Source organism: Christiangramia flava JLT2011 (assembly GCF_001951155.1).
Classification (GTDB): Bacteria; Bacteroidota; Bacteroidia; order Flavobacteriales; family Flavobacteriaceae; genus Christiangramia; species Christiangramia flava.
The window spans coordinates 2,780,115-2,793,957 of the sequence record NZ_CP016359.1; the positions used below are offsets into that span (position 1 = coordinate 2,780,115).

The 13,843-nt window shown below is 42.0% G+C and carries 14 protein-coding genes; 4 read left to right on the forward strand and 10 right to left on the reverse strand.

Going from position 1 to position 13,843, the window contains the following annotated elements; genetic code table 11:
- Positions 1-38: 38 nt before the first annotated feature.
- The 6 genes from GRFL_RS12155 to GRFL_RS12180 are packed head-to-tail and all read right to left on the reverse strand — an operon-like array spanning position 39 to position 4,627.
- Positions 39-1,304, reverse strand: a complete 1,266-nt coding sequence (locus GRFL_RS12155; RefSeq protein ID WP_083644878.1) for a DUF819 family protein — start codon at positions 1,302-1,304, stop codon at positions 39-41.
- 57 nt (positions 1,305-1,361) lie between these two features.
- Entirely contained in the window at positions 1,362-2,168 is an 807-nt protein-coding gene (locus tag GRFL_RS12160; protein ID WP_083644879.1) for a Cof-type HAD-IIB family hydrolase, read from the reverse strand.
- Positions 2,168-2,338: a type II toxin-antitoxin system antitoxin gene (locus GRFL_RS12165; protein WP_083644880.1), complete on the reverse strand. Its 171-nt coding sequence runs from the start codon at positions 2,336-2,338 to the stop codon at positions 2,168-2,170. The genes GRFL_RS12160 and GRFL_RS12165 overlap by 1 nt, the downstream gene beginning before the upstream one ends.
- A gap of 1 nt (position 2,339) precedes the next feature.
- Entirely contained in the window at positions 2,340-3,284 is a 945-nt protein-coding gene (locus GRFL_RS12170) for an alpha/beta hydrolase (protein WP_083644881.1), read from the reverse strand.
- A complete protein-coding gene (locus tag GRFL_RS12175) occupies positions 3,274-3,765 on the reverse strand; it encodes a hypothetical protein (RefSeq protein WP_139839232.1) in 492 nt (163 codons plus the stop codon). The genes GRFL_RS12170 and GRFL_RS12175 overlap by 11 nt, the downstream gene beginning before the upstream one ends.
- Position 3,766: 1 nt before the next feature.
- Positions 3,767-4,627, reverse strand: coding sequence for an SPFH domain-containing protein (locus GRFL_RS12180; RefSeq protein WP_083644883.1), 861 nt, complete (start codon positions 4,625-4,627; stop codon positions 3,767-3,769).
- Between the two features lie 118 nt (positions 4,628-4,745).
- Here GRFL_RS12180 and GRFL_RS12185 point away from each other — a divergent pair, with 118 nt between their 5' ends.
- Positions 4,746-5,525, forward strand: coding sequence for a S1/P1 nuclease (locus tag GRFL_RS12185; RefSeq protein ID WP_083644884.1), 780 nt, complete (start codon positions 4,746-4,748; stop codon positions 5,523-5,525).
- Here the strand turns inward: GRFL_RS12185 and GRFL_RS12190 are convergent.
- Positions 5,516-6,106 (reverse strand): alpha-ketoglutarate-dependent dioxygenase AlkB family protein, encoded by a 591-nt coding sequence (locus GRFL_RS12190; protein WP_083644885.1) that lies wholly within the window; start codon positions 6,104-6,106, stop codon positions 5,516-5,518. The genes GRFL_RS12185 and GRFL_RS12190 overlap by 10 nt on opposite strands.
- Positions 6,103-6,450 (reverse strand): DoxX family protein, encoded by a 348-nt coding sequence (locus GRFL_RS12195; RefSeq protein WP_083644886.1) that lies wholly within the window; start codon positions 6,448-6,450, stop codon positions 6,103-6,105. Before GRFL_RS12195 ends, GRFL_RS12190 begins: the two co-directional genes overlap by 4 nt.
- Positions 6,451-6,596: 146 nt before the next feature.
- Between GRFL_RS12195 and GRFL_RS12200 the strand changes: the two genes are divergently transcribed.
- Entirely contained in the window at positions 6,597-8,828 is a 2,232-nt protein-coding gene (locus tag GRFL_RS12200) for a tetratricopeptide repeat-containing hybrid sensor histidine kinase/response regulator (RefSeq protein ID WP_083644887.1), read from the forward strand.
- On the opposite strand, the gene GRFL_RS12205 is transcribed toward GRFL_RS12200, so the two are convergent.
- Together GRFL_RS12205 and htpG are read right to left on the reverse strand one after the other, a co-directional pair.
- Positions 8,829-9,626, reverse strand: a complete 798-nt coding sequence (locus GRFL_RS12205; RefSeq protein WP_083644888.1) for a DUF6503 family protein — start codon at positions 9,624-9,626, stop codon at positions 8,829-8,831.
- A gap of 84 nt (positions 9,627-9,710) precedes the next feature.
- Complete coding sequence (gene htpG / locus GRFL_RS12210; RefSeq protein ID WP_083644889.1) at positions 9,711-11,597, reverse strand: molecular chaperone HtpG; 1,887 nt, start codon at positions 11,595-11,597, stop codon at positions 9,711-9,713.
- A 199-nt stretch (positions 11,598-11,796) separates the two neighbouring features.
- Between htpG and GRFL_RS12215 the strand changes: the two genes are divergently transcribed.
- Positions 11,797-12,468: a TetR family transcriptional regulator C-terminal domain-containing protein gene (locus GRFL_RS12215; RefSeq protein ID WP_083644890.1), complete on the forward strand. Its 672-nt coding sequence runs from the start codon at positions 11,797-11,799 to the stop codon at positions 12,466-12,468.
- Positions 12,469-13,758 carry an ABC1 kinase family protein gene (locus tag GRFL_RS12220; protein WP_083644891.1) on the forward strand — a complete coding sequence of 430 codons (1,290 nt, stop codon included), beginning with the start codon at positions 12,469-12,471 and terminating at the stop codon, positions 13,756-13,758.
- Positions 13,759-13,843 lie beyond the last annotated feature (85 nt).

Sequence of the window (13,843 nt, forward strand, 5' to 3'; positions counted from 1 at the left end):
TTAAGGAGCGCAAATATCTTATAATTTTCCTTTTTTTACTAACCGGTTGCCACGATTTGCATTAAAATTGTGCATAAAATGGCTCCATAAGTTCCCACCACGTAACCGAAAACCGCCAGTAGTACGCCTACTGTTGCAAGCGAAGGATGGAAAGCTGCGGCTACAACCGGGGCTGAAGCCGCTCCGCCAACATTTGCCTGACTTCCCACGGCAAGAAAGAAATACGGCGCTTTGATGATCTTGGCAACCGTAATCAGTATAACTACGTGAACCAGTATCCATATAAGTCCGATGAGGATTAGTTCCGGCTGGTCAAAAACCATGGAAAGATCCATTTTCATCCCGATCGTAGCAACCAGGATGTAAATAAATACGCTCCCTATTTTACTGGCTCCAGCCCCTTCATACGATTTGAATTTGGTAAAAGAGAGTCCGATACCAATCGCGGTGGCAATGGTGATCATCCAGAAAAATTGGGAAGAGAAGGAGGCTAGGGCGCTTTTACCGTCGCTGAACACTTCAAAATTAGCTAATAGGTATTCGGAAATATTATCAGCGCCAAAATGGGCAATCCCTACGGCTCCAAATGCCAGTGCCAATAAGATCATAAAATCAGGCAATTTCGGAATACGGGTAACACTATCGGCATATTTGCTCACTTTTATCTTCAGCTCCTCAATCGCCGAATTATCGGCCTTTAACCAGCGATCAATTCGTTCATTTTTGCCAATTCCCATGAGGATTGCTGCCATCCAGATATTTGCGACGACGATATCCACGAGCACCATTCCGCCGTACAATTCGGTATTATACTCATAGATTTCCAGCATGGCTGCCTGATTAGCGCCACCACCAATCCAGCTTCCGGCGATGGTGGAGAGTCCGCGCCAGATGGCATCGGGTCCCGCGCCACCCAGAATATCGGGGAACAGGACAGAAATGATCAATAAAGCTACTGGGCCGCCAATGATAATTCCCAGTGACCCGGCAAAAAACATGATCAGTGCTTTTGGTCCCAGGTTGAAAATAGCTTTGAGATCGATGCTCAGGGTCATAAGTACCAGCGCTGCAGGCAATAAAAACCGGCTGGCAACGAAGTAAAGCTGGGAAGCTTCAGAATCTATCCACCCCAAAGAATTGAAAATAGCCGGTAACAGGTAGCACATCAGGAGTGCCGGTACTACCGAATAAAATTTTTGCCAGAATCCTTCTTTTTTAGAGGAAGTGAGGAAAACGAAGCCCAGAGCGATCATCAATAGACCGAAGACAATAGCGTCGTTTGTGAAAATTGGTGGGTTTTCCATAGAAATTGATAGCTTGGCAGGCAAAATACAATTTTTCTGGTATTCCCCTAAAAGAAATTAAAGCTGCAGCAGTTTGTTGATGCTTTTGGCAACTCCATCTTCTTTTCCAGGAGCGGTCACCATATGAGCAACCTCCAGGACATCGGGTTTTGCATTTCCAACGGCAATGCCCATTCCAACGCCTTTCAGCATTTCAATATCGTTGTAATTATCGCCAAAAGCCATAGATTGTGATAAAGGAATGCTATAATGGCTCTTCAATAAATGTTCTACCGCGGTGAGTTTGGAGATCTGGCGCGGGGCAATCTCCAAATAGGTAGGTTTGGAGCGATACAGGTGCAGCGAATCGCCGTGGTGGTCTTTCAGAAAACTGGAAATGCTGTCGATCTTCTCTTCTTCTCCCATCGCCATGATCTTATGAGCACCTTTGGATTCTTCGTTCCATTTTGAGATGACGTACTCGTTTTTCAAAATTTCAGGACTCACTTTAGTATTATGGATCTCGCGGCGCGTCCAGAAATCTTCTGAAGGGGCGTACCATTCATCCTGATGGTAGAGGCTGAGGTGCACGTCGTGATCCAGATTGAAATCGTGTAATTCCTGAAGAATCTGCATTTCAATTTCGGTACTGCTGATGGGTTTTCCGTCTACGAGGATGAGTCCGCCGTTGTAGCTGATGAGCGGGAGCTCTTCAATTCCCAGTTTTTTCTGCAAATGTCTCATGGCAGCCGGCATCCGGGAAGAAATGAGGATGAACGGAATTTTCCCCTGCAGTTTTTTTACAGTTTCAATAGTATATGTGGAAACGTCCCGGTTTTCGTTCAGGAGGGTTCCGTCAATATCAGAAAAGATGATTTTAAACATTAGCTGTCTTTCTTGGTGTTTTTAGGGTGACGATTTGATTCTTTCAGCATTTTATTCAGCATCCACTCGATCTGGCCATTGGTACTGCGGAATTCATCAGCAGCCCATTTTTCAATGGCCTTCAGCATATCTTCGTCGACTCTCAGAGCAAATGCTTTCTTCTTGGACATGTTATTCCAGAGATTTTACAAATTCAGTTAATACAGGAACCAATTCAGGATGAAGAGGTTGTAAAGGCTCATTATAAGATTTTGTATTGACCAGTCGATCTTCAGATTCTATGTTTCTGAAAATATGGTTCATCCCGTCGATGATCTCGAGTTCAGCTTCCGGGGCAGCTTCGGCAAGCATTTCAGCCTGCTCTTCGGTAACCTGAATATCTTTGGACCCATTGATGATTAGCATCGGGATATCGAGTTTGGCAATTTCTTCCGAAGGATCATATTTCATCCAGCTGTTCATAAATGGCTGAACACTTGGCCTGAAAATAGCCGAAAGCATTGGGTTGTACTGGGTAGTTTGGCCATTTTCCTTCATGTCGTCAAAGGCTACTCGGGCATTTTCAGCCAGGGGAGGAGCCTGCATGTTAATTTGTGCAACTACAATATTGTCTATTGGTTCCCCTGCGCCGGCCAGAGAAATGAATGCATCTGCATGGTCTTTCGCGGCGAGCATGCCAATGAGTGAACCCTCACTGTGGCCAGCCAGAATGATATGTTTAAAACTTGCTTCTTTTCGGAAATAGGTTTCGATGTCTACTACATCTTTAACGAAATCTTCAAAACGCAGATCTTTTTCTTCCATCTGGAGCTGCTGCATTTTGAAGATTCGTTTGTCAAAGCGGAAGGAAGCAATGCCGGCGGCAGCGAGTTCTCGTGCAATTTTCTTGATGCCGTCATTCTTCATCATGGGCTGGTTGCCATTACGATCAGTAGGGCCGCTTCCCTGTATAAATATTACCAGGTTTTCGGAAGTTCCGCTGGCTGGCGTGGTCAACGTCCCATCAGTCATTTCATTGATGCTGAGATCGGTTTCCACAAAGCTTGAATCAGTTTGACCATTGATAGTCATGCTTCCGCAGAAGATCATGACGAGAAAAAGTTTTTTAATGAGCATGTCGCTTGATTTTGTTTTGATAATAATTGAGAACACTCTGCGCTTCGGAAGGCTTGCGGGTGCCGATCAGTAATTTTTTCGATTGGGTATATTCAATTTGGATGCCAGTATTTCCGCCGATGTTATACGACTGCGATTTCCCCAAGCCTCTTACGCCTATGCCCCCGTATTCTGTCAGGGCGTTGTACTTGCGGAGGTAAATTCCATCGATTTCAGACCATTTCAGATCCTTTCTAAAAAGATTAAATGGCGTGAACCAGGTCTTTATGCCGCCGGCATCAATCCGGGTATGCAGGCTGGAACTGAAAATAAAAAGATATACGATGGCCATAATCGCAAGAGCGAAAAACAGGCCTTTATTCATACCGGCATCAGCAAAATCGTGCAGGAAGAATGGGCTGAGTACGACTGCCAGGTTCACCAGCAAAACCGCAAACATCCACCATTTTCTAAAAGATTGCTCTTCCTTAAAAACCCTCATTTTAATGATTTAGCGTTCCGGCATTCACTACCGGCGATGCATCTTTGTCGCCACATAGTACCACCAGAAGATTAGACACCATCGCGGAACGGCTTTCTCCATCCAGATCCACGATCTCTTTTTTGCTCAATTCGTCAAGAGCCATTTCCACCATGCTAACAGCACCCTCCACAATTTTATGACGGGCAGCAACGATGGCTGTAGCCTGTTGCCGTTTCAGCATGGCGCTGGCAATTTCGTTGGCATAAGCCAGGTATCCAATTCGTGCTTCCAGGACTTCGATACCGGCAATTTCCAATCGTTCTTCAAGTTCCTTTTCGAGCGCATCGCTCACCTCGTTCATGCTGGAACGAAGCGTGATTTCTTCTTCGATACCTTCATCTGCAAAATTATCATAGGGATAGAGACTGGCAAGTTTTCTAACCGCAGCATCAGTTTGCACCACCACAAAATTTTCAAAAATATCCACATCAAAAGACGCTTTATAGGTGTCCCGAACGCGCCAAACAAGGATGGTGCTGATCATCACGGGATTTCCAAGCTTATCATTCACCTTCAGTCGTTCACTGTCAAAATTGCGCGCTCGGAGGGAAATTTTCTTCTTGGTGTAAAACGGGTTTACCCAAAAAAGGCCATTTTGCTTCACGGTACCACGATAATCTCCAAATAATAAGAGCACCCTTGACTCATTCGGATTCACCAGGATCAAACCCGGCAGAATGAAAATAGCGATCAAGAAGCCCACGATCCAGATGGGATTTCCGGTTGTGGCAAAACCGGCAATGCTTCCGAAGAAGAAGACAACGAATAGGGCAAGCATCAGATAGCCATTTGAAGGCTTGAGTAGTTTTTCCTGTGACATGATTGAAATTTTTGATATTATTTTGATATCACTAATATATTAAATTAATTATTATGCTTTCACATTATTAACATTAAATTCTTATGGACTTCTTTATATTTGCAAAAAAATTAAACTGATGAAAAGAATTCTTGCCATCCTTTTACTGAGCTTAAGCCTGAACATCCACGCGGCAGATGCCGATTGGGGCAAGACCGGGCACCGCGCTACTGCTGAAATTGCGGAAGAACATCTAAGTAAAAAAGCTCAGAAGGCGATCAGTAAAATTCTTGATGGAAGAAGCCTTGCCTTTGTGGCCAATTATGCGGATGATATTAAAAGTGACCCCGCATTTCGCCAATATTCCCCATGGCATTATGTGAATATCGAGCCCGATGAAGAACAATATGTTGCGGAAAATGCCAGTGAAAACGGAGATCTTGTTCAGGCCATTCGAAAATGCGTATCCGTTTTAGAAGATGAAAAGGCTCCACTAAAAGAAAAGCAGTTTTATTTGAAAATGCTGGTTCATTTTATGGGGGATCTGCATCAGCCATTCCATGTTGGACATGCTTCAGATAAAGGTGGGAACGATGTCCAGGTAAGATGGTTTAGCGAGGGTTCCAATATTCACAGGGTTTGGGATAGCGATATGATCGATTTCTACCAAATGAGTTATACCGAGCTGGCGCATAATACTGATGATCTTGATAAAAATGAGGTGAAAGCTATTCAGCAGGGAAATCTACTGGATTGGGTTTATGAGTCCAGAGAAATTGCTGAAGATCTTTATAGTGGTGTAAACAGTGGAGATAAGTTGGGGTACAAATATATGTATGAGCACATGCCAACCGTTTTGCACCAGTTACAAAAAGGAGGTTTGCGTCTTGCCAAAGTTTTAAACGATATTTATTCGTAACCAACTTTTCGAAAAGTCAGGTTCACTCTTAATGGTAAAGGCTTCTTGGTTTTAGGAACCTGGTGTCTGTAAAAATGCTGAGTTGCCCCGGCCATGATCAGGATACTCCCATTTTGAAGCACCATCTTATGTTTAATTTGGGCTTCGTGGCGGTGTTTGAAATGAAAACTCCTTTCCGCACCAAAACTTACTGAGGCGATCGTGGGATTTTTTCCTAACTCTTTTTCATCATCGGAGTGCCAACCCATGGAGTCCTGGCCGTTTCGATAGCAATTTGCGAGACAAATATTAAATTTGCTGTTCGATAGTTTTTCGCAATCTTCTTTTATTTTCAGCAGTATATCCGGGAAATGTAATGGCTTCATCTGTAAACCGCTATAGGTATAACTCGTATTTTCTTCACCAAATAGCGCCGTGAGCCGGGGTTGTAGAATTTCCCTTCCGAAGATCTTAATAGGCTCCTGTTTCCAGAAATCAGCGTTTTCAAAATATTTTAAATATTCCTCGGTTTGGTTTTTGGAATAAAAGTCTGGATAATAGGTGATTTCGGAATCGGGTAGAGCAATACGTTGATTTTTCATAGATAAGAGTAAGCCCAGTAAATTAAAGCAAATTGCAGGGGAATCCGGAGAATCAGCACCCATTTTGGTAAACCGGAAGCTGCCTTTTCTGATCGTAGCATGTGAATGTGAACGGTAAAAAACACGATGAGCATCAGGATGATACCCCAAATAGCAAAGGGTCTAAGGTTTTTCCAGAACAACATGATTCCCAGGGCAATTTCAAATATCCCACTGAGATAGACCAGAAATGCATGCGCAGGTAGATAATCAGGGATTATTCTTACATAAATTTTCGGTTTTATAAAATGATTTATTCCGGCGGCGATATAAATCACTGCCATTAAAATGAGGTGCCAGGCCATATTTTTAAAAGCTTTACGGAAAATTACGGAATTTATGTGAGAGTTTTATCGATTAAAAATTCCTTTCAACGAAAATAAATTTTGTGTAATTGCTTTAAATAGAGTAATTTCCCCACGCCAAAATCTAACCTAATCTAAACCTGTATTTGAAGAAATATTACATTTTTTCTTTATTAGCGATCCAATTCCTATGGTTTGAGAGCGCTGCGCAGGATATCCCAATCATCTCCAGGGATAGCCTCGAGGCACTATTGATAAGGGCAGACGAGCATATTTCCGCATACAATTACGAGCAAGCGATCGATGATTCCTACGAATTGATCAACCTCGCCAAAGCAAAAGACGACAACGTTTACCTTGCCCAGGCGTACAATGAACTGGGCCATATCTACCTGGACACTAAAGATACTGCCAGAGCAAAAACAAACTATTTTCTTGGTTTGCAGTATGCTTTGGAAACCAAGAATGACACGATCCTGATGCGTTCTTATAATAATCTGGGCAACATTTTCAGTGAGATCCCGGAAACTGTTCAGAAAGGAATCGATTACTATAATAAGGTAGTGGAGCTGGCTGAAAAGAATCAGGATACTTCAGAATTAATGATTCCACTGGCGAATATAGGCTGGACGTATATGGATAGTGGGAAATTCGACAAAGGTTATCCTTATGTGCACAAGGCGCTGAAATTGATGGATCACCAGCGTATCTACCACGGTGAGGAATTCAGTACTTTCTATTCCCAGATCTATATGCTTCACGGGCGATATTTCGCTTCACGGAAAGAATATGATTCCGCCAGCGTATATTTTCAGAAATCCCTGGAAATTGCTGAAAAAGATTCACTTTTATTAGCCGCGACCGAAAGTTACCTGGAGTATGCTGACATGCTAAAGGAAAAAGGCGATTACCAAGGGGCGTACAACGCGCTGGAGAAATATAATGACCTGAATTCCCGGATCTTTGAAGCTGAAAAAATGAAGCAAATGGAGATCGCCACGGCACAATTCAATGTGAACGAGTATCGGAAGAACCTGGAAGTGATCAAACGAGAGCAACGTTACCAGAACCAGATCATCGAGAAGTCGCAGGAAAAGGTGATCGTCATGGTGCTTTCCTCGCTGGTTCTCATGTTCATATTATTCTTTCTGAATAAGATCAACCGTGATCGTAAAAAACTGATCAACGAGCTGAAATACAAGAACCAGCAACTGAAAGAGGCGAAAGATGAAGCGGAAAAACTTTCCATGCTGAAAACCAGGTTTTTCAGTACGGTGAGCCACGAGATCCGAACTCCGCTTTACGGGGTCATTGGTTTGACTTCCTTGTTGCTGGAGGACAAGAGCCTTGCTAAACACAAGACCGATCTTCGCTCCCTTAAATTTTCTGCAGATTATCTCCTGGCGCTCATCAATGATGTGCTTCAGATGAATAAAATGGAATCAAATCAGGTCAAGCTCGAAAACGTTTCCTTTAGTTTGAATGACCTGATTAACAGCATTACCAATAGTTTTGAATTCACCCGTCTTCAGAATAAAAATGAGATAAAGGTCCATTTGGACGAACAAATTCCGAGTTTCCTGATTGGAGATCCGGTTAGGCTGTCACAGGTACTGATGAACCTGGTGGGAAATGCCGTGAAGTTTACTGAAAGAGGGCTGATAGAAATTTCGGCTATCCAAAGAAAAAAGGAAAACAACCAGTCTTATGTCTTTTTTGAGGTGAAAGACAACGGTCCGGGTATTCCTGAAAGTAAGAAAAAGATCATTTTTGAAGAGTTTTCTCAGTTAGAATCGGCCAATTATAATTACCAGGGGACCGGTTTGGGACTGCCAATTGTGAAAAAGCTTCTGAAGTTGTTCGGTTCACAGATTCACCTGGAAAGCAAGGAAGGTGAGGGCTCGGCTTTCAGTTTTGTCATTGCCTTTAAAGAAGATACTTCTAAGAAGCAGGAAGTGAAAACCAGGGAAGAAAGCATCCTGGAAGATGCCGGGCAGGTTAAAAATATCCTGATCGTTGATGATAACCGAATTAACCAGGTCGTGACCAAGCGTATTCTGGAAAAGAAGAAATTTCAGTGCGATGTGGCGGCTGATGGAATTACGGCGGTTCAGAAAGTTCGCGACGGCGAATTCGACCTCGTTTTGATGGACCTGAACATGCCTGGTCTTAGCGGTTTTGAAGCGAGCACCGAAATACGAAAGTTCAATAAAGATATTCCACTGGTAGCCCTAACTGCCGTTGAAGTGGAAGAAGTACGGGAAGAAATTTACGGTTCCGGGATGAACGATATCATCGTAAAACCTTACGATGTGGAGCAGTTCTATCAGATCATTTACAGAAATTTGCTGGCTAATAAGCTTTCAGAAAAAGTGTAATTAGCGCGCTACCTCCTTCGCATCCTGCGAAACGCTAAAGAAATCCTTTTCAGGCATAAAAAAATGAACGTTGCTAATGGTGGCTTCTCCCAGTTTTTCACCTAAACCATTCTCAGCAGACCAGTTATGAAAATGCCACTTTTGAGGAAATGGCACCTGTTTGATCATCTTATAATTTTCGTAAACGATTATATGAGGAGATTTTTCCGCTTCCTCGGCAGCCCTGTTAAAGGTAACGATATAAGCAGCAGCCTTTAATCTTAGGGTTTCGGGGTCCTGGTAGATCAAATACCAGTCATCTGGAGAATCCCCGATTTGTGATTGAAAAGTAAGCCTGGCGGTGTGATAGTTTTGCCCTTCCATATCCCGATCTGGCTTTTCCTCCCACATAGTCCCAGGATCTGTAAGCTTAAACGGAAGCGCAAAGAAATAAGGCCAGGTGAAAATATCAAATCGCGCACCAGTATCTATAAGATCTCCCGACTGCTGAAAAACCTTTTCCCCATCAAATATCAGGACGGTACCGTCTTTCTTTTCAAGCTTGATACGGCTTGAATTAGCGAGCATGGAGATCGTGGCATTCAGTCTGGAATTCCCGTTGAAACTTAGATCGATATCAAATGCAATCGCTTCCTGTTCCATAAATGCTACTTTATTATGTGCCTCTTCGATATTTTCCGGAACCGAAAGTACAGGCGCAATATTCCGGTTTTCAGGAGCTTTTTCCGAAGATTTTTGATCCTGATCTTTACAGCTTATGAAAAACAGCAATACGAAGGCGTAGAAAGAAATTTTCATCTGAATGATTTTCCATAAAAGTAAAAAGATGGTACAAAAAAAGCCGCTCAGGAGAACGGCTTTTTAAAAAAACTAAACTTTAGATTACTTAACCATTTCAAAACTACGCTTGATGAAGGCTGTCAATTCCTCACCTTTTAGTAAGTTTTGTGAAAGCCTTGCAAGGTCAAGTGATTGCTTGATCAAACGCTGCTGTTTTTTCTCGGTCTTGGTGTTCAGAATGTTGGAAATCAACTCGTGGTTGGTATTGACCACGAGATTGTACATTTCAGGCATATTGCCCATTCCAAACATTCCGCCGCCACCGGTTTGCTGCATTTCTTTCATACGACGCATGAACTCAGGTTGCGTGATAATTAATGGCGCCTCGTGACTATCCATTGCTTCGAGCTGAATCGTATATTTTTCCGAAGGGATCACTTTTTCAAGGTCAGCTTTCAGTTTTTCTTTTTCTTCGTCGGAAAGTTTCGAGATCTTTTCCTCGTCTTTTTTGATGAGGTTATCAACGTGATCTGAATCTACACGAACAAATGAAATATTTTCTTTAGAAGATTCCAGTTTTTGCAGGAGGTGTGAAACGATAGGGGAATCGAGCATCAGCACGGTGTAGCCTTTATCTTTCGCAGCCTGGATATAACTATGCTGCTCATCTTCGTTGGAAGCATAGAGAATTACCAGTTTTCCATCCTTATCGGTATGATTTTCCTTGATCGCGGTTTCCAGTTCCTCAAAAGTGTAATATTTCTTATCGGTGGTAGGGAATAAAGCGAATTTTTCGGCTTTATCGAAGAATTTTTCTTCGGTAAGCATTCCGTATTCGATCACGATCTTGATATCATCCCACTTCTTTTCAAAATCTTCGCGGTTTTCATTGAAAAGGCTCTTCAGTTTATCGGCGACTTTCCGGGTGATGTAGCTGGAAATCTTTTTCACAGCACCATCGGCCTGCAGGTAGGAACGAGAAACGTTCAGCGGAATATCCGGAGAATCGATGACTCCTCGCAACATCGTGAGAAATTCCGGAACGATTCCTTCCACATTATCGGTCACGAAAACCTGGTTTTGATACAGTTGGATTTTATCCTTCTGAATGTTCATGTCTTTAGACATTCTAGGGAAATACAGTATTCCGGTAAGGTTAAAAGGATAATCAACGTTCAGGTGAATGTGGAATAAGGGATCTTCGAACTGCATTGGGTACAATTCGCGATAGAAGTTTTTATAATCTTCTTCTTTAAGATCGGTAGGCTGTTTTGTCCAGGCCGGTTCCGGGTTATTGATGATATTATCCGCCGTTTTTGTTTCCGGCTTCGCATCCTCTGCCGCATCTTCTGGTAAGGGAAGGGTTTCTTCTCGGGTACCAAATTTGATCGGAATTGGCATGAACTTATTATACTTGGTCAATAATTGTTCAATGCGGTGCTCTTCCAAAAACTCCTTATCCTCCTCGTTGATGTGAAGGATCACCTCGGTTCCGTGCTCTTTCTTCTCAGCATCTTCCAGGGTAAATTCTGTAGTACCCTCACAGATCCAGTGAGCGGCAGGGGCATCTTTATAAGATTTGGTGAGGATTTCTACTTTGTTGGCCACCATAAAGGCAGAATAGAAACCAAGACCAAAATGGCCAATAATACCGCTGTCTTTAGCCGAATCTTTATATTTTTCCAGGAATTCTTCAGCACCTGAAAAAGCCACTTCATTAATGTATTTTTCAACTTCTTCTTTGGTCATCCCAATTCCCTGGTCAATAATATGAAGGGTATTGTTGTCTTTGTTGATGCGTACCTCAATCTGAGGGTTTCCATATTCCACCTTAGCTTCTCCCAGCCTGGTGAGGTGTTTCAGTTTTAAAGTTGCATCGGTCGCATTTGAAATAAGCTCTCTCAGGAAAATCTCATGATCGCTGTAGAGAAATTTCTTGATGAGCGGAAAAATGTTTTCAACTGATACATTTATTTTTCCGGTTGCCATATGTTATGTTTTAAATTTTTAGCTGTTTCTACCTTTTCAAAAAAAATACCATTGCGATCTCGCTGACAAACTGGCACCGATTGTAATTACTTCGGCAGACGTGCGTCTAAATCAATGAATTAAAATTTAACAAAGTTTTGTTTAATGTTTTTTAATATAAATTAAACAATTAATTATTTTTGATACAAAGAGAAAGGTTATGGCGAAGAAGACTGTAAATAAATCGACTACCAAAAAGCCAAATGCAGACCGGCTTATAGAATGGTACATGGCTTATACGCTGGAAAACGAACAGGCGCCTAAGAGCGTTTATAAATTTGCCAAGGAACACCAAATTGAAGAAGCTGATTTTTACCGTTTCTTCGGAAGTTTTGACGGATTGAGAAATGATATTTGGAAGAGGTTTTACGGAAATACGATTTCTGTGATGGAGGCTTCAAAAGAATACCAGGAGTTTACCAGCAGGGAAAAACTACTAACGTTCTTTTACACCCTATTTGAAGTTCTTTCGGCAAACAGAAGTTATGTATTATTTGTATTGAACCAATATGAGATGCCACTTAAGAATCTGGAACAGCTTCGAGGTTTGAGGAAAAAGATTAGATCTTTTGCGAAACAATTGGTGGCTGATGACAATCAGGAAAAATCGATCAAAATATTACAAAAAAGCGAAATGATTTTTGCAGAAGCTGTTTGGATACAATTTTTGTTTCTGCTGAAATTCTGGGCAAATGATAACAGTCCGGCTTTTGAAAGTACTGATGTTGCCATCGAGAAATCTGTGAATACTGCTTTTGACGTTTTTGATAACACCCCCCTGGAACGAATCATTGATTTTGGGAAATTCCTATGGAAAGAAAAAATGGTATAGATGAAAACCATTGATAAAATACCAACGGGTAAGCTTGGGCGAACCAGCAAACTGGTTCAGACCGGGGTGAAAATTGGGGGTAATTACCTAAAATATTATGGTAAAAAAGCCTTTAACCCGGAATATACTAAAGATGAACTCAACGAAAGCAATGCCAGTGACATCTATGATGGTTTGAAAAGTCTGAAGGGTAGTGCTTTGAAAGTGGCCCAGATGCTTTCCATGGAAAAGAACCTACTGCCTCAGGCTTACGTGGAGAAATTCAGCCTTGCACAATTTAGTGTGCCGCCGTTATCCGCACCCTTGGTACGTAAAACCTTTAAGAAATATCACGGGAAATACCCGGAAGAACTATACGATACGTTTGCAACCCACTCGGTTAACGCTGCCAGCATCGGTCAGGTGCACCAAGCGACGAAAAATGGGAAGAATCTTGCTGTGAAAATCCAATATCCGGGGGTTGCAGACAGTATCAGTTCCGATCTGGCAATGGTCAAGCCAATAGCTTTGAAGATGTTTAATCTTTCGGCTAAAGATTCTGAAAAGTATTTCCGGGAAGTGGAGGGGAAGTTGCTGGAAGAGACCGATTATATTCTGGAAGTCAAACAAAGTAAGGAAATTTCCGAAGCCTGCGAGATAATTCCAAATCTTCGTTTTCCAAAATACTATGAAGATCTATCAAGCGAACGGATTATTACGATGGACTGGATGCAGGGAACGCATCTAAGCGATTTTATCAAACAGAATCATTCGCAGGAAGCCAGGAATCAGGTAGGTCAGGCTCTATGGGATTTTTATATGTTTCAGATCCATGAATTGCGGAAAGTGCATGCTGATCCTCACCCGGGAAATTTCCTGGTTGATGAGAATAACCAGTTGATCGCGATCGATTTTGGATGCATTAAATACATTCCCGAAGAATTTTACAAGCCTTATTTTTCACTGGTAGATCGTTCCAAATTAGAAGATGACACCTTCTTTGATCGAAAATTGGTCGAGTTGGAAATTCTTCATCAGGATGATTCGGAAAAAGAAAAAGCATTTTTCCGCGAAATGTTTCGGGAAATGTTCACTATGTTTTCCACTCCCTTTCAGAAAAAGAAATTTGATTTTTCAGATGAAGATTTTTGGAATCATCTAACAAGGCTTAGCGAGCGCTATTCCAAAGACCAGGAACTCCGAAAAATGAATGGAAACCGCGGGAGCAGGCATTTTATATATATGAGCAGAACATTTTTTGGCCTTTATAATTTACTTCATGATCTGGAGGCCGTAATTAATATAGACTAGTATAAGAGTTTGATCTCTTGATGATTGATTTATTGGTTAGGTTGTTGGAAAGCGTGGTGACTACTTTGGTCACCGCGCTTTCTTA

What these genes read in the sequence shown, in the direction of transcription:
- GRFL_RS12170 (WP_083644881.1), bottom strand. Translation starts at nt 3,284, where the DNA reads ATGCTCATTAAAAAACTTTTTCTCGTCATGATCTTCTGCGGAAGCATG.
- GRFL_RS12165 (WP_083644880.1), bottom strand. Translation starts at nt 2,338, where the DNA reads ATGTCCAAGAAGAAAGCATTTGCTCTGAGAGTCGACGAAGATATGCTG.
- GRFL_RS12190 (WP_083644885.1), bottom strand. Translation starts at nt 6,106, where the DNA reads ATGAAAAATCAACGTATTGCTCTACCCGATTCCGAAATCACCTATTAT.
- GRFL_RS12160 (WP_083644879.1), bottom strand. Translation starts at nt 2,168, where the DNA reads ATGTTTAAAATCATCTTTTCTGATATTGACGGAACCCTCCTGAACGAA.
- GRFL_RS12195 (WP_083644886.1), bottom strand. Translation starts at nt 6,450, where the DNA reads ATGGCCTGGCACCTCATTTTAATGGCAGTGATTTATATCGCCGCCGGA.
- GRFL_RS12220 (WP_083644891.1), top strand. Translation starts at nt 12,469, where the DNA reads ATGAAAACCATTGATAAAATACCAACGGGTAAGCTTGGGCGAACCAGC.
- GRFL_RS12185 (WP_083644884.1), top strand. Translation starts at nt 4,746, where the DNA reads ATGAAAAGAATTCTTGCCATCCTTTTACTGAGCTTAAGCCTGAACATC.
- GRFL_RS12180 (WP_083644883.1), bottom strand. Translation starts at nt 4,627, where the DNA reads ATGTCACAGGAAAAACTACTCAAGCCTTCAAATGGCTATCTGATGCTT.
- GRFL_RS12155 (WP_083644878.1), bottom strand. Translation starts at nt 1,304, where the DNA reads ATGGAAAACCCACCAATTTTCACAAACGACGCTATTGTCTTCGGTCTA.
- GRFL_RS12175 (WP_139839232.1), bottom strand. Translation starts at nt 3,765, where the DNA reads ATGAGGGTTTTTAAGGAAGAGCAATCTTTTAGAAAATGGTGGATGTTT.
- GRFL_RS12215 (WP_083644890.1), top strand. Translation starts at nt 11,797, where the DNA reads ATGGCGAAGAAGACTGTAAATAAATCGACTACCAAAAAGCCAAATGCA.
- htpG (WP_083644889.1), bottom strand. Translation starts at nt 11,597, where the DNA reads ATGGCAACCGGAAAAATAAATGTATCAGTTGAAAACATTTTTCCGCTC.
- GRFL_RS12205 (WP_083644888.1), bottom strand. Translation starts at nt 9,626, where the DNA reads ATGAAAATTTCTTTCTACGCCTTCGTATTGCTGTTTTTCATAAGCTGT.